23 protein-coding genes and 1 tRNA gene are annotated in these 21241 nt (G+C 72.0%); 10 read left to right on the top strand and 14 right to left on the bottom strand.

The features are described from left to right. Positions 1-143: 143 nt before the first annotated feature. Together FHS88_RS00115 and FHS88_RS00110 are read right to left on the bottom strand one after the other, a co-directional pair. Complete coding sequence (locus tag FHS88_RS00115; protein ID WP_184480003.1) at positions 144-317, bottom strand: hypothetical protein; 174 nt, start codon at positions 315-317, stop codon at positions 144-146. Next, positions 317-907, bottom strand: coding sequence for a cytochrome b (locus tag FHS88_RS00110; RefSeq protein WP_184480001.1), 591 nt, complete (start codon positions 905-907; stop codon positions 317-319). The genes FHS88_RS00115 and FHS88_RS00110 overlap by 1 nt, the downstream gene beginning before the upstream one ends. Positions 908-958: 51 nt before the next feature. Between FHS88_RS00110 and FHS88_RS00105 the strand changes: the two genes are divergently transcribed. The 3 genes from FHS88_RS00105 to FHS88_RS00095 are packed head-to-tail and all read left to right on the top strand — an operon-like array spanning position 959 to position 3178. Beyond that, entirely contained in the window at positions 959-1900 is a 942-nt protein-coding gene (locus tag FHS88_RS00105) for a hypothetical protein (RefSeq protein WP_246419141.1), read from the top strand. A 53-nt stretch (positions 1901-1953) separates the two neighbouring features. Continuing rightward, positions 1954-2709, top strand: a complete 756-nt coding sequence (locus FHS88_RS00100; protein ID WP_184479999.1) for a metallophosphoesterase family protein — start codon at positions 1954-1956, stop codon at positions 2707-2709. Between the two features lie 25 nt (positions 2710-2734). Beyond that, entirely contained in the window at positions 2735-3178 is a 444-nt protein-coding gene (locus FHS88_RS00095; protein WP_184479997.1) for a hypothetical protein, read from the top strand. 275 nt (positions 3179-3453) lie between these two features. Here the strand turns inward: FHS88_RS00095 and FHS88_RS21005 are convergent, their stop codons facing one another. From FHS88_RS21005 to FHS88_RS00050, 10 genes are all read right to left on the bottom strand, one after another. Then, positions 3454-3579 (bottom strand): hypothetical protein, encoded by a 126-nt coding sequence (locus FHS88_RS21005; RefSeq protein ID WP_272872773.1) that lies wholly within the window; start codon positions 3577-3579, stop codon positions 3454-3456. A 14-nt stretch (positions 3580-3593) separates the two neighbouring features. Next, positions 3594-4244 (bottom strand): molybdenum cofactor guanylyltransferase MobA, encoded by a 651-nt coding sequence (gene mobA, locus FHS88_RS00090; protein WP_184479994.1) that lies wholly within the window; start codon positions 4242-4244, stop codon positions 3594-3596. After that, positions 4234-5127, bottom strand: coding sequence for a formate dehydrogenase accessory sulfurtransferase FdhD (gene fdhD / locus FHS88_RS00085; RefSeq protein ID WP_184479993.1), 894 nt, complete (start codon positions 5125-5127; stop codon positions 4234-4236). Before fdhD ends, mobA begins: the two co-directional genes overlap by 11 nt. Before the next feature lie 270 nt (positions 5128-5397). Next, a complete protein-coding gene (locus FHS88_RS00080; protein ID WP_184479991.1) occupies positions 5398-6003 on the bottom strand; it encodes a cysteine peptidase family C39 domain-containing protein in 606 nt (201 codons plus the stop codon). After that, positions 6000-6797 (bottom strand): creatininase family protein, encoded by a 798-nt coding sequence (locus tag FHS88_RS00075; protein WP_184479989.1) that lies wholly within the window; start codon positions 6795-6797, stop codon positions 6000-6002. Before FHS88_RS00075 ends, FHS88_RS00080 begins: the two co-directional genes overlap by 4 nt. After that, positions 6797-7363: a peroxidase-related enzyme gene (locus FHS88_RS00070; protein ID WP_246419138.1), complete on the bottom strand. Its 567-nt coding sequence runs from the start codon at positions 7361-7363 to the stop codon at positions 6797-6799. Before FHS88_RS00070 ends, FHS88_RS00075 begins: the two co-directional genes overlap by 1 nt. 28 nt (positions 7364-7391) lie before the next feature. Then, complete coding sequence (ftsY, locus tag FHS88_RS00065) at positions 7392-8507, bottom strand: signal recognition particle-docking protein FtsY (protein WP_246419134.1); 1116 nt, start codon at positions 8505-8507, stop codon at positions 7392-7394. Beyond that, entirely contained in the window at positions 8507-9751 is a 1245-nt protein-coding gene (mtaB, locus tag FHS88_RS00060; RefSeq protein WP_184479985.1) for a tRNA (N(6)-L-threonylcarbamoyladenosine(37)-C(2))-methylthiotransferase MtaB, read from the bottom strand. The genes ftsY and mtaB overlap by 1 nt, the downstream gene beginning before the upstream one ends. Next, entirely contained in the window at positions 9748-10578 is an 831-nt protein-coding gene (dapF, locus tag FHS88_RS00055) for a diaminopimelate epimerase (protein WP_184479983.1), read from the bottom strand. The genes mtaB and dapF overlap by 4 nt, the downstream gene beginning before the upstream one ends. A gap of 76 nt (positions 10579-10654) precedes the next feature. Continuing rightward, positions 10655-11254 (bottom strand): protein phosphatase CheZ, encoded by a 600-nt coding sequence (locus FHS88_RS00050; RefSeq protein WP_184479981.1) that lies wholly within the window; start codon positions 11252-11254, stop codon positions 10655-10657. Positions 11255-11475: 221 nt separating this feature from the next. Here FHS88_RS00050 and rpmI point away from each other — a divergent pair, with 221 nt between their 5' ends. The 4 genes from rpmI (at position 11476) to pheT (ending at position 15925) form a co-directional block, all read left to right on the top strand. After that, positions 11476-11682, top strand: coding sequence for a 50S ribosomal protein L35 (rpmI, locus tag FHS88_RS00045; protein WP_184479979.1), 207 nt, complete (start codon positions 11476-11478; stop codon positions 11680-11682). A gap of 15 nt (positions 11683-11697) precedes the next feature. Next, positions 11698-12054 (top strand): 50S ribosomal protein L20, encoded by a 357-nt coding sequence (rplT, locus tag FHS88_RS00040; RefSeq protein WP_184479977.1) that lies wholly within the window; start codon positions 11698-11700, stop codon positions 12052-12054. Between the two features lie 104 nt (positions 12055-12158). Then, entirely contained in the window at positions 12159-13238 is a 1080-nt protein-coding gene (gene pheS / locus FHS88_RS00035) for a phenylalanine--tRNA ligase subunit alpha (RefSeq protein ID WP_184479975.1), read from the top strand. Positions 13239-13429: 191 nt separating this feature from the next. After that, the gene (gene pheT, locus FHS88_RS00030; RefSeq protein ID WP_184479973.1) at positions 13430-15925 is read left to right on the top strand and encodes a phenylalanine--tRNA ligase subunit beta; all 2496 of its coding nucleotides are present in this window, start codon (positions 13430-13432) and stop codon (positions 15923-15925) included. Positions 15926-16038: 113 nt separating this feature from the next. On the opposite strand, the gene FHS88_RS00025 is transcribed toward pheT, so the two are convergent. Next, positions 16039-16425, bottom strand: coding sequence for a RidA family protein (locus FHS88_RS00025; protein WP_184479971.1), 387 nt, complete (start codon positions 16423-16425; stop codon positions 16039-16041). Between the two features lie 167 nt (positions 16426-16592). Between FHS88_RS00025 and lepA the strand changes: the two genes are divergently transcribed. From lepA to FHS88_RS00010, 3 genes are all read left to right on the top strand, one after another. Further along, a complete protein-coding gene (gene lepA, locus FHS88_RS00020; RefSeq protein ID WP_184479969.1) occupies positions 16593-18398 on the top strand; it encodes a translation elongation factor 4 in 1806 nt (601 codons plus the stop codon). A 110-nt stretch (positions 18399-18508) separates the two neighbouring features. Then, positions 18509-19498 carry a tripartite tricarboxylate transporter substrate-binding protein gene (locus FHS88_RS00015; RefSeq protein ID WP_184479967.1) on the top strand — a complete coding sequence of 330 codons (990 nt, stop codon included), beginning with the start codon at positions 18509-18511 and terminating at the stop codon, positions 19496-19498. A 60-nt stretch (positions 19499-19558) separates the two neighbouring features. Continuing rightward, positions 19559-19649 (top strand) — tRNA-Ser (locus FHS88_RS00010). Positions 19650-20021: 372 nt separating this feature from the next. On the opposite strand, the gene FHS88_RS00005 is transcribed toward FHS88_RS00010, so the two are convergent. Continuing rightward, positions 20022-21098, bottom strand: a complete 1077-nt coding sequence (locus FHS88_RS00005) for an IS5 family transposase (protein ID WP_184479965.1) — start codon at positions 21096-21098, stop codon at positions 20022-20024. Between the last annotated feature and the right edge of the window lie 143 nt (positions 21099-21241).

Raw genomic sequence — 21241 nt, 5'->3', positions numbered from 1 at the left:
GAGACGCCGATGGGGCGGCGTCACCTGACCGGGCAGGGATGCCCGCCGCGACAGCGCATCGAGCCGCGGCGAACGCGAATGCCCCGCAGCGCATCCGCCCCGATGGCGGCACCCTGCTCCAAGCGCCGGCGCGGCCGTCCCGCTCAGCCGCCGCCCGGTGCGGTCGCGGCACGCCCGGGCCGCGGCGGAAGGCGCGCGGCCCCGCCGATCTCGCGCTCCGCCGCGCAGGAGCAGACGGTGCTGCCATCCGCAAGCTCGTTGGGCTGCGTCGGCTCCCCGCAATGGGGGCATTCGACGGGATCGCGCCGCGCAGTCATCACAGCATTCGCATCAGCGTGCCGTCCTTGCGGATGGCGTGGTGGAAGATCGCCGCGCCGATGTGGGCGACCAGCAGCACCAAGAGCATGTAGCCGCCGATGGTGTGGCCCCAGGACAGCACGGTGGCGATGCCGGTCGAGGCCTCCATGAACCTGGGCAGGTCGATCAGCCCGAGATAGGCCGTCCGCCCCTGCATCGGGAAGCCCCAGGCGTTGGTCGCGAGGAAGCCCAGGATGGGCTGGACGATCAGCAGCGCATAAAGGGCGTGGTGCGTCGCGGTCGCGGCGATGCGCATCGGCGCCGGCAGGCCGGGCGGGTGCGGCGGCGGCGGGTTGCGGCGCTTCCACAGGATGCGCGCGATGGCGACGAACAGGATCGTCAGCCCGGCGCTTTCGTGGATGGCGTAGAAGGCCATCTTGTAGGCGCCTTCCGCCTCCCCGGTGATGAACTTGATGACGAAGCCCGTCGGCAGCGCGACGGCCATGAGGCCGACCGTGATCCAGTGGAACCATTTCGCGGCGCGCCCGTATTGCCCGTCCGGATGCGCGGCGTCCTGGCCGGGCAGGGTGGCGGCGTGGGTGGCGTCCATGGCGGGGCTCCATCGCGTCGGTGTCGCAGCCTGTCGCAGGCGGAATGGCATATGGGGATGATCGCCGCCCATGCCGACTGGAGCACGGATCCGCGCAAGCGCTGGGTCTGCGTGGCCCGCCGCGGGGTGCGCGGCTGGCGGGCCGAGGCACCCGCGCCGGTGGGCGATCCGGCGGCGCTGGCCGCGGCCCTGATCGCCGAGGGCGGGCCGGTCGCGATCGGGCTCGACCTGCCCCTCGGCGTGCCGCGCGGCTTCGCGGAGGGGCGCAGCGAGTCAGGCTTCGTGGACTTCCTCGGCGCCCTCGCGCAGCGCCCGGGCTTCTTCGCCGTGGCGGAGCGGATCGAGGAGGTCTCGCGCGAGCGGCCCTTCTACCCCGCGCGCGGCGTGAAGGGCATGACGCGGGCGGCCCATGCGGCGGCCCTGGGCCTGCCGGATGCCCGCGCCCTGTCGCGCCTGTGCGACCGCGCCACCGCCGAGCGGCCGGCCGGCGCGCCGGTGTTCTGGACGCTGGGCGCCAACCAGTCGGGCAAGGCGGCGATCGCGGCCTGGCGGGACTGGCTGGCGCCGCGCCTCGCCGGCGGCGCGCCCTACGCGCTCTGGCCCTTCGCGGGCGGATTGCACGGGCTGCTCGCGCCCGGCCGCGCCGTGCTGGCCGAGGTCTATCCGGCCGAGGCGCTGCGGCATTGTGGCCTCGCGATGCGCGGCTCCAAGCGCGTGCGGGCGGACCGCGCGGCGCTCGCCCCGGCGCTGCGCGCGGCGATGGCGGCGCGGCGCGTCCTGCCCTCCCCCGCGCTGCGCGACGCCGTGGCGGAGGGCTTCGGCGCCGACGCGGCGGGCGAGGACCGCTTCGATTGCGTGGTCGGGCTGCTCGGCCTGATCGGCGTGCTGGACGGGCTGCGGCCCGATTTCGTGCCCGAGGACGAGGCGGTGCGGCGCTGGGAAGGATGGGTTCTGGGCCAGACCGCGCTGCCGGACGCCGCCGCGCGGGGGTGACGGGCGCCGCCTGATCGGCGATGACTCGGGCGGATCCTGCAAGGGGCGGCTCGATGCGCATCGCGGTCATCACGGACATCCACGGCAATGCCGCCGCGCTCGAAGCCGTGCTCGCGGACATCGAGGCGCGGGGCGCGGATGCCACGATCTGCCTCGGCGACATCGCCTCGGGCGCGGGCTGGCCGGCGGAGACGGTCGAGATGCTGCAGGAGCGCGGCATCCCCTGCATCCGCGGCAACCACGACCGGTGGATCACCGAGCGCGCGGGCCCTGCGATGGACATGCAGGACCGCATCGCCCATGCCGGGCTGAGCGCCGCGCAGCGCGCCTGGCTGATGGATCTGCCGCCGACGCTCGAACCCGCGCCCGGGCTGCTCGCGGTGCATGGCACGCCGGAGAGCGACCTGCAGAACCTGATCGAGGAGGTGGTCGCCGGCCGTCTCCGCCCCGCGCCCCTGGCGGTGCTGCGGGAAAGGCTCGGCGCGCGGGGCATGGCCGCGCGCGTGGTGGTCTGCGGCCACAGCCACCGCCCCGGCATGGTGCAGGTGCCGGACGGGCCGCTGGTGGTGAACCCCGGCGCGGTGGGGCTGCCGGGTTTCCGCATCTCGCGCGAGCCGGCGCACCGGCAGGAGGCCGGCACGCCGCATGCCCGCTACGCCATGCTGCGGCTCGACGGTGCCGCGACGAGCGTGGAGATGCTGGCCGTCGCCTACGACTGGGAACGCGCGGCGCGCCGGGCGGAGGAGCACGGCGCGAACCCGGCCTGGCCGCACATCATCCGCACGGGCCTTCTGCCGGAGAGCGCGTGAGCGCGGCGGCGCGGGAACGCGCGGGATGATCCGCGCCATCGCCATCGGGCTGATCGTTCTCGTGGCGTCGGGATTCCTCCTGCCGCGGATCCTGCCGTGGCTGTCCGAACAACCCATGGGCGGCAGCGGCCCCACCACGACCGAACAGCGCGTCGCCGCGCGGCTGCAGCGCGGCCTCGCGGAGTACAACCAGCGCCTGCCGCGCCTCGCCTCGCCGGAGGTGACGCCGCAGGAGGCGCGGTTGAGCGGCCAGTCCGTGACTTTCCCCTTCCAGTACAACGGCATGATCGCGCCAGGCAGCCGCAACGAGCTCGCCCTCGCCATGCGCCGCAAGACGCTGCCCGCGGTGTGCCGGGAGTTCGGTTTCGCGCTGCGCCAGGGCTGGCGCTTCACCTTCGTGTTCAGCGACCTCGCCGGGGCGCAGATCCGCGCTGCCGTGGCGGCGGGGGATTGCGATCGCGCCTCCTGAGCCGGATGGATTCCGGGTAGCCCCCGAGCAGGACGTTCAGATCATCCTGACGCGGCACGCCCGGGGCTCGACGGGCGGCCCGATGCTGAAGACTTGGTGTTCATGGCTGCGCGATGGGCCGTCCTCGGCACGGCCCGGCCGCACGGGCGGCGGCGCGCAGGGTCTCGCCCCGCCACCACGCGAAGGGCGTCGTGCGCCCGGCATGGCGCTTCAGTCGGCCATCCGGACGCGCGGCCGGCCGCGGGACGGCGCGCCGCGCGATCAGGCCGCCCGCGTCAGAGCCGCGCGCCGGTCGTCGTGAAGGCGGCGGTGGCCGTCTGCTGGAACCGGGAATCGAGAACATAGGCCGCGCCCACCGCGACGATCACGGCGATGGCGATGCCGGCGACGATGGCCTTCATGCGAGGCGCTCCCCTCAACCCTTTGGCTCTTCTATGGCGAGGCGCTGCGCGCTTTGCAACATGGGCAGCAGGCGCTCCGCCTCGGCGAGGTCCTCGGGCGCATTGGCGTTGAAGAAGGGGTCCACCGGATCCGCCGGCCAGTCGCAGGCCGCGCAGCCGTGGCGCGCGGTCCAGCGGTCGATCTTGCGCTCGCCGCCCAGCAGGGCGGCGCGCAGGTCGTCGCGCAGCGCCACCGGCCAGAGCCCGACCGGGGGATGTGCCTGGCCGGCGGAGCGTGCGCAGGCGAGCGGCACGCCCTGCGCCGCGCGGGCGGCCTGCAGGCGCGCCACCAGGTCGTGCGGGATGAAGGGCGAATCTCCCGGCACCGAGACCACCCAGGCCAGGTCCGGGCGCTGCCCCGCCGCCCAGTCCAGCGCCGCGAGGATGCCGGCCAGCGGCCCGGGATGGTCGGGCAGCCCGTCCGCCACGACCGGCAGGCCGTGCCCGGCGAAGCGCGCCGGGTCGCCATTGGCGTTCAGGATCATGCCCGCCACCTGCGGCGCGAGGCGCGCGAGCACATGGTCCAGCATCGGCCGGCCGCCCAGCAGGCGCAGCGGCTTGTCCCCGCCGCCCATGCGCCGCGCCAGCCCGCCGGCGAGCACGACGCCGAGCGTGTCATCCCTCATCGCCGGCCGCCATCGCCTCGGCGCTGTTCTTGCGCCAATGCTTCGCGCTCTCCTCGGGCACATAGGCGAGGTCGGCATCGAAGACGATGCGCTCCTGCCCCGCGAGGGCGACGAAGCGCTTGCCCTTGCAGCGCCCGATCAGCGTGAGGCCGGCCTCGCGCGCCAGTTCCACGCCCCAGGCGGTGAAGCCCGAACGCGACACCAGGATCGGGATGCCCATGCGCACGGTCTTGATGACCATCTCCGAGGTCAGGCGGCCGGTGGTGTAGAAGATCTTGTCGTCCGGCGTTTCGCGGTTGCGGAACATCCAGCCGGCGATCTTGTCCACCGCGTTGTGGCGGCCGACATCCTCCATGTAGACGACCGGCTGGTCGCGCACGCACAGCGCGCAGCCATGGATGGCCCCGGCCTCGAGATACAGCGTCGGCAGCGTGTTGATCCGGTGCAGCAGGCGGTAGAGCCAGGAGGTCCGCAACTCGGCCCGCGGCAGCCGCACCTGCGCGAAGCCCTCCATCAGGTCGCCGAAGGCGGTGCCCTGGGCGCAGCCGGAGGTCAGCGTCTTCTTGCGCAGCTTCTCCTCGAAGTCGGTCCGCTCGGGCGTGCGAACCACCACCACGCCAAGGTCGTCGTCGTAGTCCACGCCGGTCACCACGGCATCGGGCTTCAGCATCCCCTGGTTCAGCAGGTAGCCGAGTGCGAGATCCTCCGGGCGGTCGAGGATGGTCATCATGGTCACGATCTCCTGCCCGTTCAGGTAGAGGGTGAGCGGGCGCTCGACGGTGACGGAGGTCTCGATCGGCTGGCCGGTGTGGTCGATGCCGGCGACGCGGCGCGTCAGGCGCGGGTCGGCGGGGTCGGGCTGGACGCGGAGGGCGTTTTCCATGGCGCCCGACATGGGGGAAGGCGCGAGGGGACACAAGCGGGGCGCCGCCGCGCAGGCTGCCAGGGCTTCGCCCTGGACCCGCCACGGGTGCCCATCGGCGTTGCCGCGCAACACCGACGGGGCCCGCGCAGGCCGAAAGGCTTTTCGCAACCGATACCCGGCACCGGCGCGGATGTGGTCCGACTCCGCCGCCCTGCGCCACGCCAAGAACGGTCCGCGACGGCCCTTCGGCCTTTGCCGGAGTGGTCCGGAGGGGCGGCGCCGCTCTGGCTACGCTCCGCGCAGCGCGATCCCCCGGCCCGCGTAGAACCGCGCGAAGATCTCGACCGGCATGCGCATGTCCCGCTGCGACGCGGGCGTGTCGCCGGACGGGTTGTTCAGCCTCAGCGCGCCGCCCGTCGCTCCGAACACCAGCACGAGATGCCCGCCGCGCGCGGGCGGCACGCGCTCGGGCCAGCGGATCCAGGGATGCACCGAGGCGATGAAGAGGCCGCCCTCGCCCACCAGCGCCGGGACATCCGTGGCCGCCACATCCACGCGGACCTCGGCGGGCAGGCGCACGGCCTCGCGCAGCCAGGTGACCGCCGGCGCGTAGATCAGCCCCCGGATGGCCCCGTCCGGCTGCACGACATAGCCGCCGCGTGCCGTGATCTCTCGCGCCAGGTCGAAGGCGCGCGGCGGGGTGATGCCGCGCGCGGCGAGCACCATGCGCAGGCAGGCCACGCCGCAGAGATGGTCGGCCCAGCGCGCATAATCCGCCGCCCCGGCGGCGCCGGAGCGCGGCCAGAGCGGGTCATCCTCCGCGGCGAGCGCGCCCGAGAGGATCTCGCCGATGCGCCCGGCCGATTCCCATTGCCCGAAGAAGGGCGGGATCACCGCGGGCCTTGCGCCCGCCCGCGCCGCCACACATCGTCGGGTGGGGACCAGTTGGCAGGCTCGCGCAGCTCGCGCGCCAGCCCCTCGGCCATCGCCTCGAAGATGACGCGGCCCTTCTCGGCGGTCGCGGCGCGGGCATCGCCGCGCACGCCGGTGACGGGCGCGCGCTCGCTGAACGACCAGAAGCGCGAGGAGACCTGCTGCCCGGCGTCGAAATTGCCCGGCGAGACGGAGTTGGCGATCTCCTCCTGCCGCACCTGGGCGGGGTCGAGATGCAGCCAGAGGCTCGTCTCGCCCTCGCAGGCGTGGTGGATCGCCTTCTGCGCCGTCAGCGTCGCCGCGATCGCGGCCGGTGCGACCTTGGTGATGGTGGTGGTCAGCACCGGGATGCCGAATTCATGCGCGAGTTCACGCGCGCTGACCGCGAGCGGGTCGATGTTGCCGCCATGCGAGTTGAACAGCATCACCTTCGAGAACCCGTCCGCCAGCAGCGAGCGGACGATGCAGCGCAGCACCCCGGCGAAGGTCGCGTAGTCCAGGCTGATCGTGCCGCCGAAGGGGAAGTGGTGCTCCGACAGGCCGAGCCACATCGGCGGCAGCACGACCGCCGGCAGGTCGGCGCAGAGTTCGGCGGCGCGCACGCTCACCGAATGGCCGATGAAGGAATCCGTCCAGACCGGCAGATGCGGCCCGTGCTGCTCGAGGCTCGCGACCGGCACCACCACCACGGCGTCGCGTTCGGCGAGCGCGCGCAACTCCGGCGCGGTCAGGCGTTCCCAGCGGACCTCGGGCATCAGCCCCTCCCCATGGCGTAGAACTCATCGTTCGGGCGCAGGTTGGTCACGTTCGCCAGGCGGTTCGACATGCCGAAGAAGGCGGCGATGGCGGCGATGTCCCAGATCGCCTCGTCGTCGAAGCCGGCGGCGCGCAGGGCCTCGTGGTCGGCCTCGTTCACCTCGTTGGCGCGGTCGGTCACCTTGATGGCGAAGTCCAGCATCGCGCGCTGCTTCTCGGTGATGTCGGCCTTGCGCCAATTCGCCGCGATCTGGTCGGCGATCAGCGGGTTCTTCGCGCGGATGCGCAGGATGGCGCCATGCGCCACCACGCAGTACTGGCACTGGTTGCGCGAGGAGACGGCGACCACGATCATCTCGCGCTCCGCCTTGGACAGCCCCTCGGACTTGTCCATCAGCGTGTCGTGATAGGCCATGAAGGCGCGGAACTCCTCCGGCCGGTGGGCGAGCATCAGGAACACGTTCGGGATGAAGCCCGACTTCTCCTGAACCGTCAGGATCCGGGCGCGGATGTCCTCGGGCAGGGCGTTGAGGTCGGGGATGGGGGTGCGGGCGATCGGCTTCATGGGCGGGACCATCCGCCCGAAGCGCGGATCAGTCCAGCCCCAGCAGCCCGCGTGCGAAATCCCGCGCCGCAAAGGGGCGCAGATCCTCGGCCTTCTCGCCCACGCCGACCACGTGCACGGGCAGCCCGTATTCCTGCGCCAGCGCCACCACCACCCCGCCCTTGGCCGAGCCGTCCAGCTTGGTGACGGCGAGGCCGGTGACGTCCACCATCTCCTTGAATACCTTCACCTGCTGCACGGCGTTCTGGCCGGTGGTGGCATCCAGCACCAGCAGCACGGAATGCGGCGCGCCCTCGTCCACGCGGCGGATGATGCGCACCACTTTCCGTAGCTCCTCCATCAGCGCGGACTTGTTGTGCAGGCGCCCGGCGGTATCCACCAGCAGCACGTCGAGCGCCTCCGCGCGCGCCGTGGTCAGCGCGTCGAAGGCGAGGCCCGCGGCATCCGCGCCGGGCTTGGCGGGCGGGAAGAAGCGCGCCCCGGTGCGCTCGGCCCAGACCTGCAGCTGTTCGACCGCCGCGGCGCGGAAGGTGTCCCCGGCCACCATGCCGACGCTGAGCCCCTGGTCGCGATACTGCTTGCCCAGCTTCGCGATGGTGGTGGTCTTGCCGGTGCCGTTCACGCCCACCACCAGCACGACATGCGGCGCGCGGGCGGGCTCGATCGGCAGCGGCTGCGCCACGGGGGCGAGGATGGCGGCGATCTCATCGGCGAGCGTCGCCTTCACCTCCTCGTCGGTGACCTCCTTGCCGAAGCGGGTGCGGCGGAAGCCCTCGACGATGCGGCGCGCGGCGGCGACGCCGAGATCGGCGGCGATCAGCGTCTCCTCGAGCTCCTCGAGCGCGGCGTCATCGAGCTTCCGCTTGGTGAAGAGGCCCGTGACGCTGTCGGTGAGCTTCGCCGTGGAGCGCGCCAGACCGGCCTTCAGGCGGGAGAACCAGCCCCCCGGCGCTGGCGCGGGTTCCGGCTCCTGCCCGGCCGGGGCGGGGGCCGGCGGGGCTTCGGGCAGCGGCGCCACGGCCTCGGCCGGGCCGGTTTCCGGTGTCTGCATGGCGGCCGGCGGTGCGGCGCCGGGCGGTTCCGGCGGGCGGGGCGGCTCCGGCGCGTCGCCGCCGCGCAGGCGGCCGAGCAGGTTCTTCAGCATCAGGCGGCCTCCGCCAGCAGGGCGTCCGCGGTCGCGCCGGTCACGCGCAGGCGGCGAATCTCGCCGGGGGTGGCGGCGCCGCGGGCGAGGCGCAGCGGGGCGAAGTGCTCGGTATGGCCGCGGTCGGCATGCTCGAACAGCACCGCCTCCTCCTGGCCGACCCGGGCGGCGAAGAGGCGCGAGGCGGCCTTGGCCCCGGCCTCGCGCAGGCGGGCGGCGCGTTCCTTGCGGACCGGCACGGGCAGTTGCGGCATGCGCGCCGCCGGCGTGCCGGGCCGTTCGGAATAGGGGAAGACGTGGAGGAAGCTCAGGCCGCACTCCTCGATCAGAGCGAGGGTGTCGGCGAAGTGCTCCTCGGTTTCGGTCGGGAAGCCGGCGATCAGGTCGGCGCCGAAGACCATGCCCGGGCGCAGGCGGCGGGCGCGATCGGCCAGGGCCACCGCGTCCGCGCGCAGATGCCGCCGCTTCATGCGCTTGAGGATCAGGTCGGCGCCGTGCTGGAGCGAGAGATGGAGATGCGGCATCAGCCGCGGCTCCTCGGCGATCAGGCGCCAGAGGTCCTCGTCCACCTCGACCGGATCCAGCGAGGACAGCCGCAGTCGCGGCAGTTCCGGCACCAGCGCGAGCAGCCGCCGCACCATCTGCCCCAGGCTCGGCCTGCCCGGCAGGTCGGGGCCATAGGAGGTGATGTCCACCCCGGTCAGCACGACCTCCCGGTAGCCGGCCTGCACGAGCGCGCGCACCTGCTCGACGATGGCGCCGATGGGCACCGAGCGCGACGGCCCGCGGCCGTAGGGGATGACGCAGAAGGTGCAGCGATGGTCGCAGCCTTGCTGCACCTGCACGAAGGCCCGCGCGCGGCCGGCGAAGTCGGTGACGAGATGCGCCGCCGTCTCGGTCGCGGCCATGATGTCGGTGACGGGGGCGGGCGGGGCGTCCAGCGCCGCCCAGGTCTCGGGCTTGAGCTTGTCGGCATTGCCGATGACGCGCTCCACGCCGGGCAGCGCGGCCCAGCGTTCGGGCGCGATCTGCGCCGCGCAGCCGGTGACGATGATGCGCGCGCCGGGATTGTCGCGGTGCGCGCGGCGGATGGCCTGGCGCGCCTGGCGCTCCGCCTCGGCCGTGACGGCGCAGGTGTTGACCACGATCGCCCCCGCCTGGCCGGCCTTCGCCGCGAGGTCGCGCATCGCCTCGGATTCATAGGCGTTGAGGCGGCAGCCGAAGGTCAGCACCTCGACGCTCATGCGCCGAATGCCTCGAGGTCGAGCGTGCCGGTGAAGACCGTCGCGACCGGGCCGGTCATCAGCACATGGCCGTCGCTCTCGCGCCATTCCATGGTCAGGTCACCGCCGGGCATGGTCACGGTGGCGCGCCTCTCGGTCAGGCCGCGGCGGACGGCGTTGACGATCGCCGCCGAGGCGCCCGAGCCGCAGGCGAGCGTCAGCCCCGCCCCGCGCTCCCAGATCACCAGCCTCAGATGGGTGCGGGAGAGCACCTGCGCGAAGCCGATATTGGCGCGGTCGGGGAAGAGCGGGTCGGTCTCGAGCCTCGGGCCGAGCTCGGCGACGGGGATCGCGTCGAGATCCTGGACGAAGAAGGTCGCGTGCGGATTGCCCATGGAGCAGGCCGCGGGGTCGGCCACCGGGCCGAGCGCGAGCGGCAGGTGCAGCGTGTCCGCCTTGTGCGCCAGCGGCACGTCGTCCCAGCGCAGCCTTGCCGGGCCCATGTCGGCCCGCCACAGCCCGCCGGGCATGCGCTCGACCCGCAGGTCGCCCGCGACGGTGCGGACCACCACCCGGTCCTTGCCGGTCTCGGCCGCGACGAGGGAAGCGACGCAGCGCGTCGCGTTGCCGCAGGCCCCGGCCTCGGACCCGTCCGGGTTGCGGATGCGCATGAAGACATCGGCGCCGGGCGGCGGGGGTTCGAGCACGATGAACTGGTCGCAGCCCACGCCGAAATGGCGGTCGGCGATGGCGGCGACGCGGGCAGGCGTGATCGGCAGCGCCCGGTCGCGCCCGTCCAGCACGACGAAGTCGTTGCCCAGGCCGTGCATCTTGCGGAAAGGGGTCATGCTGCGGCCGATATGCCCCGCCCCGCGCCGCGATCCAAGGGCGGCCCGCGCGGGGCTGCCCTGCCGGGCGTGTCGGTCAGCCGCCGAGGAGGCGGTCGATCTCCGCCTGGGCGAGGTCGGGGCCGGCGGCGGCCTCGTTCGCCACGGTCTGGGCATGGCCACGGACCGTCACGCGGTCGGTCCGCTCCGGCGCGCCGCCAGGCATCAGCTCTTCGAGCATGCTCTCGACCTGCTGCAACTGCCGGATGGCGCGGCGGATGCGCTGGCCGGTCAGGTCCTGGAAGGAGCAGGCCTGGAAGATGGCGTTCACCCTTTCGGTCAGGGCGGCGATGGCCTCGGCGTCGCGGGCGCCGTGGTCGAGCCAGGCCTGGATCGCCTCCGCGGCTTCGAGGATGGTGTCGGCGGCGGCCTCCGTGGCCTGCACCACGGCCTCCAGTTCCATCCCCGAGGTCCGGGCGCCGGTGGCCGGGATGGCGATCAGCCGCGCGATCTGGCCATGGACCTCGGCGATGCGGGCGGTGATCGCCTCCTCGCTCATGCCCATGAGCTGGACCGAGGAGGCGAGTTCGGCGCTGAGCTCGGCGATGCGGCGGTCCATGAAGGCGCGCAGCGCGGCGAAATGGGGGGCGAGGGCCTTGTCGAGGGCATCGGCGGACAGGGCGATGGCGGTCTGCAAGGGGTGCGGTCTCCCGGGGCCTGCGGCGGGGCGGGGGAGGAGGAGACACCCGAACCCGTGAAGGCCCGGTTGCCGCCGGAAGGGGTTGCGGGCGGCCCTGCCGGGGGCTATACGCCCGCCTCCCGCGTCGTGGCCCCCTGGACATGCCCGGCCGGGAAAGCGCGTCCGCCTCGCATGGTGCGATGACCCCGGACGCCCCGACCCCGCATCAGGAGGGCCAAATGTCCAAGATGAAGACGAAGTCGAGCGTGAAGAAGCGCTTCCGGCTGACCGCCACCGGGAAGGTGCGCGCCGGCGCGGGCAACAAGCGCCACTGCCTGACCGCCAAGACCACCAAGATGAAGCGGCAGAACCGCGGCATGTTCGTGATGGACAAGCAGGACGGCGATACCGTGAAGCAGTGGCTGCCCTACGGGCTGGACCGGTAAGGAGGGGGACGCACCATGGCTCGTGTGAAGCGCGGCGTCACCAAGCACGCCCGGCACAAGAAGGTCCTGAAGCTCGCCGAGGGCTATGTCGGCCGCTCCTCGACCGCCTATCGCCCCGCGCTCGAGCGCGTCGAGAAGGCCCTGCAGTACGCCTATCGCGACCGGCGCAACAAGAAGCGGGATTTCCGCGGCCTCTGGATCCAGCGCATCAACGCCGCGGTTCGAGAGCACGGCCTCACCTACTCGCGCTTCATCGCCGGCGTGAAGGCGGCGGGGATCGAGATGGACCGCAAGGTGATGGCCGCCCTCGCCTTCGATGAACCGGCGGCCTTCGCGGCGCTGGTCGAGCAGGCGAAGGCGAAGCTCGCCTGAACCCCCGGTCCCGGGCTTTCCCGGGGCCGCAACAGCGTCTAGCAGAGGGCCGCATCCCGGATCAGCCGGGACGCGGCCCTTCCTGCTTTCCGGACATGGTGCCAATGACCGACGACCTCGCTTCCCTGCAGGCCGAGACCGAGGCCGCCCTCGCTGCCGCCGCCGACCTGCGCGCGCTCGATGCGGTGCGCGTCGGCGTGCTCGGCAAGTCGGGCAGCCTCACCGCGCTGCTCAAGGGCCTCGGCGCGGTGCCGGCCGAGCAGCGCAAGGAGCGCGGCGCGGCGCTGAACCGCCTGAAGGCCGCCATCGAGGCCGCCATCGAGGCGCGCCGCGCCGTCCTCGACGCGGCGGCGCTGGATGCGCGCCTCGCCGCCGAGCGGATCGACGTGACGCTGCCCCCGCGCGCCTCGGCGCCGGGCACGGCGGCCGAGGGCGGCATCCACCCGATCGCCCGCACCATGGAGGAACTCACCGCCCTGTTCGGCGCCATGGGCTTCGCCGTGGCCGAGGGGCCGGACATCGAGGGGGACTGGTTCAACTTCGGCGCGCTCAACATCCCCGACCACCATCCGGCGCGGCAGGACCACGACACCTTCTACCTGCCGGAAGCCGAGGGGCGCCGGCCGGTGCTGCGGACCCACACGAGCCCCGTGCAGATCCGCACCATGCTGAACCAGGAACCGCCGATCCGCGTCATCGTCCCCGGGCGCACCTACCGCGCCGACCATGACGCGACGCATTCGCCGATGTTTCACCAGGTCGAGGGGCTGGTGATCGACCGCGGCATCACGCTCGGGCATCTCAAGGGCTGCCTGATCGACTTCCTGCGCGCATTCTTCGGCATCGCCGACCTGCCGGTGCGCTTCCGCTCCTCCTACTTCCCGTTCACCGAACCCTCGATGGAGGTGGACATCGGCTGGAGCCGCAAGACCGGCGAACTGGGCAAGGGCGGGGACTGGCTCGAGATCCTGGGCTCGGGGATGGTGCACCCGAAGGTGCTGGCCAATTGCGGCATAGACCCGCGCGAATGGCAGGGCTTTGCCTTCGGCATGGGGATCGAGCGCATCACCATGCTCAAGCACGGCATCCCGGACCTGCGGCCTTTCTACGAGGCCGACATCCGCTGGCTGCGCCACTACGCGAGCAGCCCGCTCGCGCCGGCGATGCTGCATGAAGGGGTGTGACCGGCGAGGGGGCACCGCCTCCTCGCGCCCCCCCGCCTGGGCTCCCATGGGCCGAGAGGCCCTCGGAACCAGATTCTGCGCCAGCCGCGGAGGTCCGGCGCCAGGCGATGGTTTCCACAGGCCTTTCGGCCTTTGGCGGGGTGGTTCGGAGGGGCGGCGCCCCTCCGTCTTGAACACGCAGGACTGACCCGATGAAGTTCACGCTCTCCTGGCTGCGCGACCACCTCGACACGGAGGCATCCGTCGAGGAGATCGCCCGCACGCTGAACGCCATCGGCCTCGAGGTCGAAGGCATCGAGGACCGCGGCGCGGCGCTCGCCCCCTTCCGCATCGCCCGCGTGATCGAGGCGGTGCAGCACCCCAATGCCGACCGGCTGCGCCACCTGCGGGTGGATGTCGGCGACGGCGTGGAGCGTTCCGTGGTGTGCGGCGCGCCCAATGCGCGCACCGGCATGATGGGCGTGGCGGCACTCCCCGGCGCTTTCATCCCGGGCACCGGCATCACGCTGAAGGCGGGCGAGATCCGCGGCGTGAAGTCGGAGGCGATGATGCTCTCCGCGCGCGAGATGGGCCTTGGCGACGACCATACCGGCATCGTGGACCTGCCGGCCGATGCGCCGCTGGGCGAATCCTACGTGAAGTGGGCGGGCCTCGATGATCCGGTCATCGAGATCAGCGTGACACCCAACCGCGGCGATGCGCTCTCGGTGCGCGGCATCGCGCGCGACCTCGCGGCGGCGGGGCTCGGGACGCTGAAGCCGTGGTCCGCGCCGCGCGTGGCGCCCGCCTACGACTCCCCGCTGAACTGGAAGATCGAGGATCCCCGCGCCTGCCTCTGGGTGCTCGGCCGCGCCGTGCGGGGCGTGCGGAACGGCCCCTCACCGAAATGGCTGCAGGACCGGCTGACGGCGATCGGCCTGCGGCCGATCAGCGCGTTGGTGGACATCACCAACTTCTTCACCTTCGACCTCGGCCGCCCGCTGCATGTCTTCGATGTGGCGAAGGTGAAGGGCACCGACCTCGTGATGCGCATGGCGCGGGAGGGCGAGAGCCTCGTCGCGCTGAACGGCAAGACCTATGCGCTGAGCCCCGAGGATGGCGTGATCGCCGACGCCGCCGGGCCCGAGGCGCTGGGCGGCGTGATCGGCGGCGAGCATTCCGGCTGCGACGAGGCGACGACGGAGTGCTTCATCGAATGCGCGCTGTTCGACCCGGTGCGCATCGCGCTGTCGGGCCGGCGCCACGATGTGCGCACCGATGCGCGCGCGCGCTTCGAGCGCGGCCTCGACCCCGCCTTCCTGCCCGATGCGCTGGAGGCGGCGACGCGCATGATCCTCGACCTGTGCGGCGGCGAGGCGAGCAGGATCAGCATGGCCGGCGCGGAGCCGGCCTGGCGGCGGTCGGCTACGTTGCGCTTCGGCCGCGTGCGCGACTACGGCGGTCTGGACCTGCCCGCCGAGGAGTCCGTCGCGCGGCTGGAGCGCCTCGGCTTTGCGGTGCAGGCGCGCGATGCGGCGAGCGTGACCGTTGCCGTGCCGTCCTGGCGCAACGACGTCGCCTCGGACCTCTCCGCCTATCGTGCGGGCGGCGGCGCGCTGACGCAGTTCGCGGGCCTCGACCCCGAACGCGCGGCCCGCGCGGCCGAAGGCTGCGCCGCGATCGAGCCGGAATGCGACCTCATCGAGGAGGTGCTGCGCCTCGGCGGGCTCGATGCGGTGCCGCCGGTCTCGCTGCCTGCCGTCGCGGTCATCCCGCCGCCCGCCTTCACCGCGCGGCAGGCGCGCGCGGCGCTGGCCCGCCGCGTGCTGGCGGCGCGGGGGATGCAGGAATGCGTCACCTTCGCCTTCATGGAGGCGAAGACAGCCGCGCTGTTCGGCGAGACGCCCGAGGCCCTGCGCCTTGTGAACCCGATCGCCGCCGATCTCGACCAGATGCGGCCGACGCCGGTCGCCTCGCTGCTGCTGGCCGCTGCGCGGAACGCCGCGCGCGGCTTCGCGGACGTGGCGCTGGCCGAGCTCGGCGCCACCTATCGGGACATCACGCCGGAGGGCCAGGTCTCGGTGGCCGCGGGCGTGCGCCATGGCGCGACGCCGCGGCACTGGGCGGAAGTCGCGCGCGGCATGGACGCCATGGACGCCAAGGGCGACGCGATGGCGGTGCTGGAGGCGCTCGGCGTGCCGATGGCCGCGCTGCAGGTCACGGCCGATGCGCCGGGCTTCTACCACCCCGGCCGCTCGGGCACGGTGCGGCAGGGGCCGAAGCTGGTCCTCGCGACCTTCGGGGAGGTCCATCCGAAGGTGCTGGAAGCCCTCGACCTGCCGGGCCCGGCCGTGGCCTTCGAGGTGTTCCTCGATGCCGTGCCCGAGCCCAAGCGGCGGAGGAAGGGCGCGCCCGACCTGCCCGCCTTCCAGCCGGTTCGGCGCGACTTCGCCTTCATCGTGCCGGAGGGTGTCGCCGCGGATGCGCTGCTGCGCGCGGCCCGTGGCGCCGAGAAGGCGCTGATCGCCGATGTCGCGCTGTTCGACGTCTATCGCGGCAAGGGCGTGCCGGAGGGGTCGAAGTCCCTCGCCATCCAGGTCACGATCCAGCCGCGCGAGGCGACGCTGACCGACGCGCAGATCGAGGCCGTCGCGGACCGCATCGTCGCCGCGGTGGCCAAGGCGACGGGGGCGACGCTGCGCGCCTGATGGCCCGGCGGCGTGGGTGGCCGCCGGACGGCGATCACCCGCGCCGCGTGGCGCGTGACGGGCGGGGATGCACGCTGCACGCCGCCGTGCAGGCAGCACCGGTGGCGGCCGGTTCAGTCCGTGCCGAGATAGGCGGTCGCGTCGATCTCGACCAGCGCGTCGGGCGGGCCGAGGCCGCTGACGATGCAGGAGACGCGGTGCGGCGGGTCCTCCGCGAAATGGGCGAAATAGACCTCGTTCATCGGCGCCCAGTCCTCGCGGGAGGTGACGTAGACGGTGCATTTCACCACGTCGCGCAGGCTGCCTCCGGCCTCCTCGATCAGCGCGCGGATGTTCTCGATGGCCTGGCGCGTCTGGGCGCGCACGTCGCCGGTGGCGAAGCGGCCCTGCCGGTCCACGCCGGTGCAGCAGACGAACATGAAGCCGCCCGCGATGGTCGCCTGGGCGAAGGGGATGGACGGCTTGCGCACGCGGTCGGAGGCGATGGCGCGCTTGGGCATGGGCCGGGCTGCCTTTCTCTGCTCGTGCCCGAGCCTAGTCGCTGGCGGAATCCGGGAACAGGGCCGGGCGCCCCTTGCCGGAAAGGTTGGACTTCAGGCGCTTCTGCCCTATCTCCCCCGGGCAGATGGCCCGGCGATGCCCGGCGCCGGCCCTTGCCCGGAATCCCATGACCGACACGCCCCTCGAACTGATCCGCAACTTCTCGATCATCGCCCATATCGATCACGGGAAGTCCACCCTCGCCGACCGCCTGATCCAGGCGACCGGGGCGCTGTCTGCGCGCGAGATGAAGGATCAGGTGCTCGACAACATGGAGATCGAGCGCGAGCGCGGCATCACCATCAAGGCGCAGACCGTGCGCCTGACCTACCCGGCCAAGGACGGCAAGACCTACGTCCTGAACCTGATGGACACGCCGGGCCATGTCGATTTCGCGTATGAGGTGAGCCGCTCGCTCGCGGCCTGCGAGGGCTCGCTGCTGGTGGTGGACGCCTCCCAGGGCGTCGAGGCGCAGACGCTGGCGAATGTCTACCAGGCGATCGATGCGGGGCACGAGATCGTGCCCGTGCTGAACAAGATCGACCTGCCGGCCGCCGAGCCCGACCGCGTGAAGCAGCAGATCGAGGACGTGATCGGCCTCGACGCCTCCGACGCGGTGATGATCAGCGCCAAGACCGGGCTGAACATCGAGGGCGTGCTGGAAGCGATCGTGACGCGCCTGCCGCCGCCAACCGGCGACGCCAATGCCGCCACCAAGGCGTTGCTGGTGGATTCCTGGTACGACGCCTATCTCGGCGTGGTCATCCTGGTGCGGGTGAAGGACGGCCATCTGCGCAAGGGCCAGCGCATCCGCATGATGTCCACGGGCGCGGTGCACACCATCGAGCAGGTCGGCGTCTTCAAGCCGAAGCTCGTGCCGGTGGACAGCCTGGGGCCGGGCGAGATGGGCTACGTCACCGCGGCCATCAAGACGGTCGCGGACACCAATGTCGGCGACACCATCACCGACGACCGCAACCCCGCGGCCGAGCCGCTGCCGGGCTTCAAGCCCTCCGTCCCCGTGGTGTGGTGCGGCCTCTATCCGGTGGATGCGGATGATTTCGAGAAGCTGCGGGAGAGCCTCGCGAAGCTGCGCCTCAACGATGCCTCCTTCCACTATGAGACGGAGACCTCGGCGGCCCTCGGCTTCGGCTTCCGCTGCGGCTTCCTCGGACTGCTGCACCTCGAGATCATCCAGGAACGCCTGTCGCGCGAGTTCGACCTCGACCTGATCGCGACTGCGCCCTCGGTCGTCTACAAGGTGCACAAGACCAACGGCGAGGTATTCGAGCTGCACAACCCCGCCGACATGCCCGACGGCAGCGTCATCGACCACATCGAGGAGCCCTGGATCAAGGCCACCATCATGCTGCCGGACGAGTATCTCGGGCCGGTGCTGGCGCTGTGCAACGACCGCCGCGGGCAGCAGGTGGAACTGACCTATGTCGGCTCCCGCGCCATGCTGGTCTATCGCCTGCCGCTGAACGAGGTGGTGTTCGACTTCTACGACCGGCTGAAGTCGGTCAGCCGCGGCTATGCCTCCTTCGACTACCAGATGGACGGCTATGCCGAGGGCGACCTCGTGAAGATCTCCATCCTGGTGAACAACGAGCCGGTGGACGCGCTCTCCTTCATGGCGCATCGCAGCCAGGCCGAGCGGCGCGGGCGGCAGATCTGCGAGAAGCTGAAGGAACTGATCCCCCGCCAGCTCTTCAAGATCCCGATCCAGGCGGCGATCGGCGGGCGCGTGATCGCGCGCGAGACGATCAGCGCGCTGTCGAAGGACGTGACCGCCAAGTGCTACGGCGGCGACATCACCCGCAAGCGCAAGCTCCTCGAGAAGCAGAAGGAAGGCAAGAAGCGCATGCGGCAGTTCGGCAAGGTCGAGATTCCGCAAAGCGCCTTCATCGCGGCGCTGAAGATGGACGCCTGATCCGGCGAATCCAGCCCGCCGCGAGACCCGCGGGGCCGGTCGGCGAGGCGCAGGTCCGGGAAGAACGCGAAGCGGGCACGCGATGCCCGCCAGAGAAGGAGGTGTTTCGCATGAAGGTTCTCACTCGCCGCGGCCTCGCTGCGGCCGTCGCAGCCGGGGCGGCGGCAGCAGCCGCGCCGGCGCTTGCGCAGGCTCCGTTCCCGAGCCGCCCGGTCAGCATGGTCATCCCCTTCGCGGCGGGCGGGCCGACCGACACGGTCGGCCGGCTGATCGCGCAGGTCATGAGCGCCGATCTTGGGCAGCCTGTCGTGGTGGAGAATGTCGGCGGCGCCGGAGGCACGCTCGGCGCGCAGCGCGTCGCGGGGGCGCGGCCGGACGGCCACACCATCCTTCTGCACCACATCGGCATGGCGACGATCCCGACGCTCTACCGGCGTCTGGCCTATGATCCGATCAACGGCTTCGAGACGATCGGCCTCGTCACCGAGGTGCCGATGACGCTGGTCGCGCGCCGCAACATCGAGGCGACGAACCTCTCCGAACTCGTGGCGCTGATCCGCCGGCGCGGGGAGGCGCTGAACTACGCCAATGCCGGCATCGGGGCCGCGAGCCATCTCTGCGGCCTGCTGTTCATGCAGGCGGTGAACACGCGCATGACGACGGTCTCCTATCGCGGCACGGGACCGGCCATGAACGATCTGGTCGCCGGCACGGTGGACCTGATGTGCGACCAGACGACGAACACCACCGAGCATATCCGCGCCGGCACGATCCGCGCCTTCGCCGTGACCACGAGCGAGCGGGTGCCCTCGCTCGCCGACATTCCGACCGCGACGGAGGGCGGGCTGCCGGGCTTCGAGGTGAGCGTCTGGCACGGGCTCTATGCGCCGCGGGGCACGCCGGCTCCGGTCATTGCGCGGTTGAACCAGGCGTTGCTGAAGGCGCTGCAGGATTCCGGCATCGCGCAGCGCTTCGCCGACCTCGGCACCGCCCCGGTGGCCCCGGCGCGGGCGACGCCGCAGATCCATCGCGAGTTCTGGCAGGCGGACATCGCGAAATGGCGGCCGCTGATCCAGGCGGCGGGCCAGTTCGCCGACTGATCGAGCGGGCGCGGCCACGGGTTGCCCTCGGGCCGCGCCCTGACTATCTTCCGCGCCCCCGGACAGGTGGCCGAGCGGTCGAAGGCGCGCGCCTGGAAAGTGCGTATACGTCAAAAGCGTATCGAGGGTTCGAATCCCTCCCTGTCCGCCAGTTCCCATACGAGCCGTTCTCTCCGCCAGACCGACCGCCGCGCTGAGTGGCAGGTTTCCTGGGGTGTTCGGGGCAGACCCGTTGACTGGCTCGGCGCGGAGACGGCGGAAAATCGCTCTCCGGAGGCCAATTCTCTCCGGACCTCCTGACTTTGCTGTTTTAGTACGGAACTCAAAAACCCAGTTAAATGGCCGGTTTTAGCGCGCTCGTCGCTTGCTCTGGTTCGAACCCCACTTGGACACCTCGAATAACCTGGTCTTTGGGCGCTGTTGAGTGCCGCTGATAGCCCTGATGGGCGTGAAGCGGCCGTCTCGCATGGCCTGTTCCGCCTTTGAGCGGCGGTCGGCGTGGTGTTTTCGGCGCCGGGATCGGTCAGGCGGGCACAGCTTGCCCCTCGATCCACGCCAGGCGGCGCATGTTGTAGGCGAGGTTGGCCAGCGTGATCCGCGCCGTGGCGCGGACCAAGCCGATGCAGCGCACGACGAGACCCATGCGCCGCTTCTCGGCGGCGAAGACATGCTCGACGAGGCCGCGCACTCGCGCTCGCGTCGCATTGCCGCGGGCGATGTGGGCGGGCATCGGCCGCCCGCGCGGCTTGGCGCGCTGGAACTCGGGCCGCAGGCCGCGCCGGTCCAGCAACTCGAGGTTCGCCTTGCTGCGGTAGGCGGTGTCGGCCCAGACGCCGCTGCCGGTGTTGGCGGAGTCGAGCACGGCGCCGAGCTGGGCGCCGTCGTGCCGCGCTGCGTCAGTGACCACGAAGCGGCGGATGAACCCGTGGCCGCGGTCGATGCCGAGGTGGTTCTTGTAGCCGAACATCGGCACCGCGATCTCGGTCGCCTGGCGCGGCGCGCCTTCGGGCGGCCTGGCCTTGCGGCCGCGCTTGATGGTCCAGCGCCCGTCGCGGTCGATCTGGCGCGTGCGCGCCTTCGACCAGCCTGCCGGCGTGCCGCCGTCGCGCAGGGTCTGCTTCTCCTCCCTGGTCAGCCGGGATCGCCGGGCCTCGACCACGGTCGCATCGACGATCTGCCCGCCCATGGCCAGGAAGCCGCGCTCGGCGAGCACCGCGTCGAAGCGCTCGAACAGCTTCGCCAGGGCGCCGGCGCGCGTCAGCTGCTCGCGGTAGAGCCAGATCGTCTTGGCGTCGGGCACCACGTCCTGCAGGGCCAGGCCGACGAAGCGCATGAAGCTGAGCCGGTCGCGCAGCTGGTACTCGGCCTGATCGTCCGACAGCGTGTAGAGCGCCTGCAGCACGAGGACGCGGAACATCAGCACCGCGTCCCAGGGCGGGCGCCCGCCGCGGCTGCGCTCGGCGCGCGGCAGCGCCGCCTCCAACTCCGCGCGGAACGCCTCGAAGTCCACCACCGTGCGAAGGCGTTCCAGCGGATCGCCCGAGGCCGACAGCCAGCGCAGCCGCTCCTCCGCGTCAAAGAAACCGGGCTGCCCCGCCATCCCCGCCTCCGCCATCAGCACCGACAGCGAATCACCTCAGCCCGCGTCGGAGACCTCTGCGAAACGCCTTGCTGAGGGCCGCTGTTGTTGATTCGCTTTGTGGGTCGGCAACGGTGGCGAGGCGGGGATGGGTCAGCGGCGGA

Source organism: Neoroseomonas alkaliterrae, from assembly GCF_014199195.1.
Classification (GTDB): Bacteria; Pseudomonadota; Alphaproteobacteria; order Acetobacterales; family Acetobacteraceae; genus Neoroseomonas; species Neoroseomonas alkaliterrae.
This window is presented reverse-complemented; position numbering and strand designations above follow the sequence as displayed.

Bases quoted from the DNA above. Each gene is read 5' to 3' on its own strand.
- FHS88_RS00115 (WP_184480003.1), bottom strand. From the start codon at position 317: ATGACTGCGCGGCGCGATCCCGTCGAATGCCCCCATTGCGGGGAGCCG.
- FHS88_RS00110 (WP_184480001.1), bottom strand. From the start codon at position 907: ATGGACGCCACCCACGCCGCCACCCTGCCCGGCCAGGACGCCGCGCAT.
- FHS88_RS00105 (WP_246419141.1), top strand. From the start codon at position 959: ATGGGGATGATCGCCGCCCATGCCGACTGGAGCACGGATCCGCGCAAG.
- FHS88_RS00100 (WP_184479999.1), top strand. From the start codon at position 1,954: ATGCGCATCGCGGTCATCACGGACATCCACGGCAATGCCGCCGCGCTC.
- FHS88_RS00095 (WP_184479997.1), top strand. From the start codon at position 2,735: ATGATCCGCGCCATCGCCATCGGGCTGATCGTTCTCGTGGCGTCGGGA.
- FHS88_RS21005 (WP_272872773.1), bottom strand. From the start codon at position 3,579: ATGAAGGCCATCGTCGCCGGCATCGCCATCGCCGTGATCGTCGCGGTG.
- mobA (WP_184479994.1), bottom strand. From the start codon at position 4,244: ATGAGGGATGACACGCTCGGCGTCGTGCTCGCCGGCGGGCTGGCGCGG.
- fdhD (WP_184479993.1), bottom strand. From the start codon at position 5,127: ATGGAAAACGCCCTCCGCGTCCAGCCCGACCCCGCCGACCCGCGCCTG.
- FHS88_RS00075 (WP_184479989.1), bottom strand. From the start codon at position 6,797: ATGCCCGAGGTCCGCTGGGAACGCCTGACCGCGCCGGAGTTGCGCGCG.
- FHS88_RS00070 (WP_246419138.1), bottom strand. From the start codon at position 7,363: ATGAAGCCGATCGCCCGCACCCCCATCCCCGACCTCAACGCCCTGCCC.
- ftsY (WP_246419134.1), bottom strand. From the start codon at position 8,507: ATGCTGAAGAACCTGCTCGGCCGCCTGCGCGGCGGCGACGCGCCGGAG.
- mtaB (WP_184479985.1), bottom strand. From the start codon at position 9,751: ATGAGCGTCGAGGTGCTGACCTTCGGCTGCCGCCTCAACGCCTATGAA.
- dapF (WP_184479983.1), bottom strand. From the start codon at position 10,578: ATGACCCCTTTCCGCAAGATGCACGGCCTGGGCAACGACTTCGTCGTG.
- rpmI (WP_184479979.1), top strand. From the start codon at position 11,476: ATGTCCAAGATGAAGACGAAGTCGAGCGTGAAGAAGCGCTTCCGGCTG.
- rplT (WP_184479977.1), top strand. From the start codon at position 11,698: ATGGCTCGTGTGAAGCGCGGCGTCACCAAGCACGCCCGGCACAAGAAG.
- pheS (WP_184479975.1), top strand. From the start codon at position 12,159: ATGACCGACGACCTCGCTTCCCTGCAGGCCGAGACCGAGGCCGCCCTC.
- pheT (WP_184479973.1), top strand. From the start codon at position 13,430: ATGAAGTTCACGCTCTCCTGGCTGCGCGACCACCTCGACACGGAGGCA.
- FHS88_RS00025 (WP_184479971.1), bottom strand. From the start codon at position 16,425: ATGCCCAAGCGCGCCATCGCCTCCGACCGCGTGCGCAAGCCGTCCATC.
- lepA (WP_184479969.1), top strand. From the start codon at position 16,593: ATGACCGACACGCCCCTCGAACTGATCCGCAACTTCTCGATCATCGCC.
- FHS88_RS00015 (WP_184479967.1), top strand. From the start codon at position 18,509: ATGAAGGTTCTCACTCGCCGCGGCCTCGCTGCGGCCGTCGCAGCCGGG.
- FHS88_RS00005 (WP_184479965.1), bottom strand. From the start codon at position 21,098: ATGGCGGGGCAGCCCGGTTTCTTTGACGCGGAGGAGCGGCTGCGCTGG.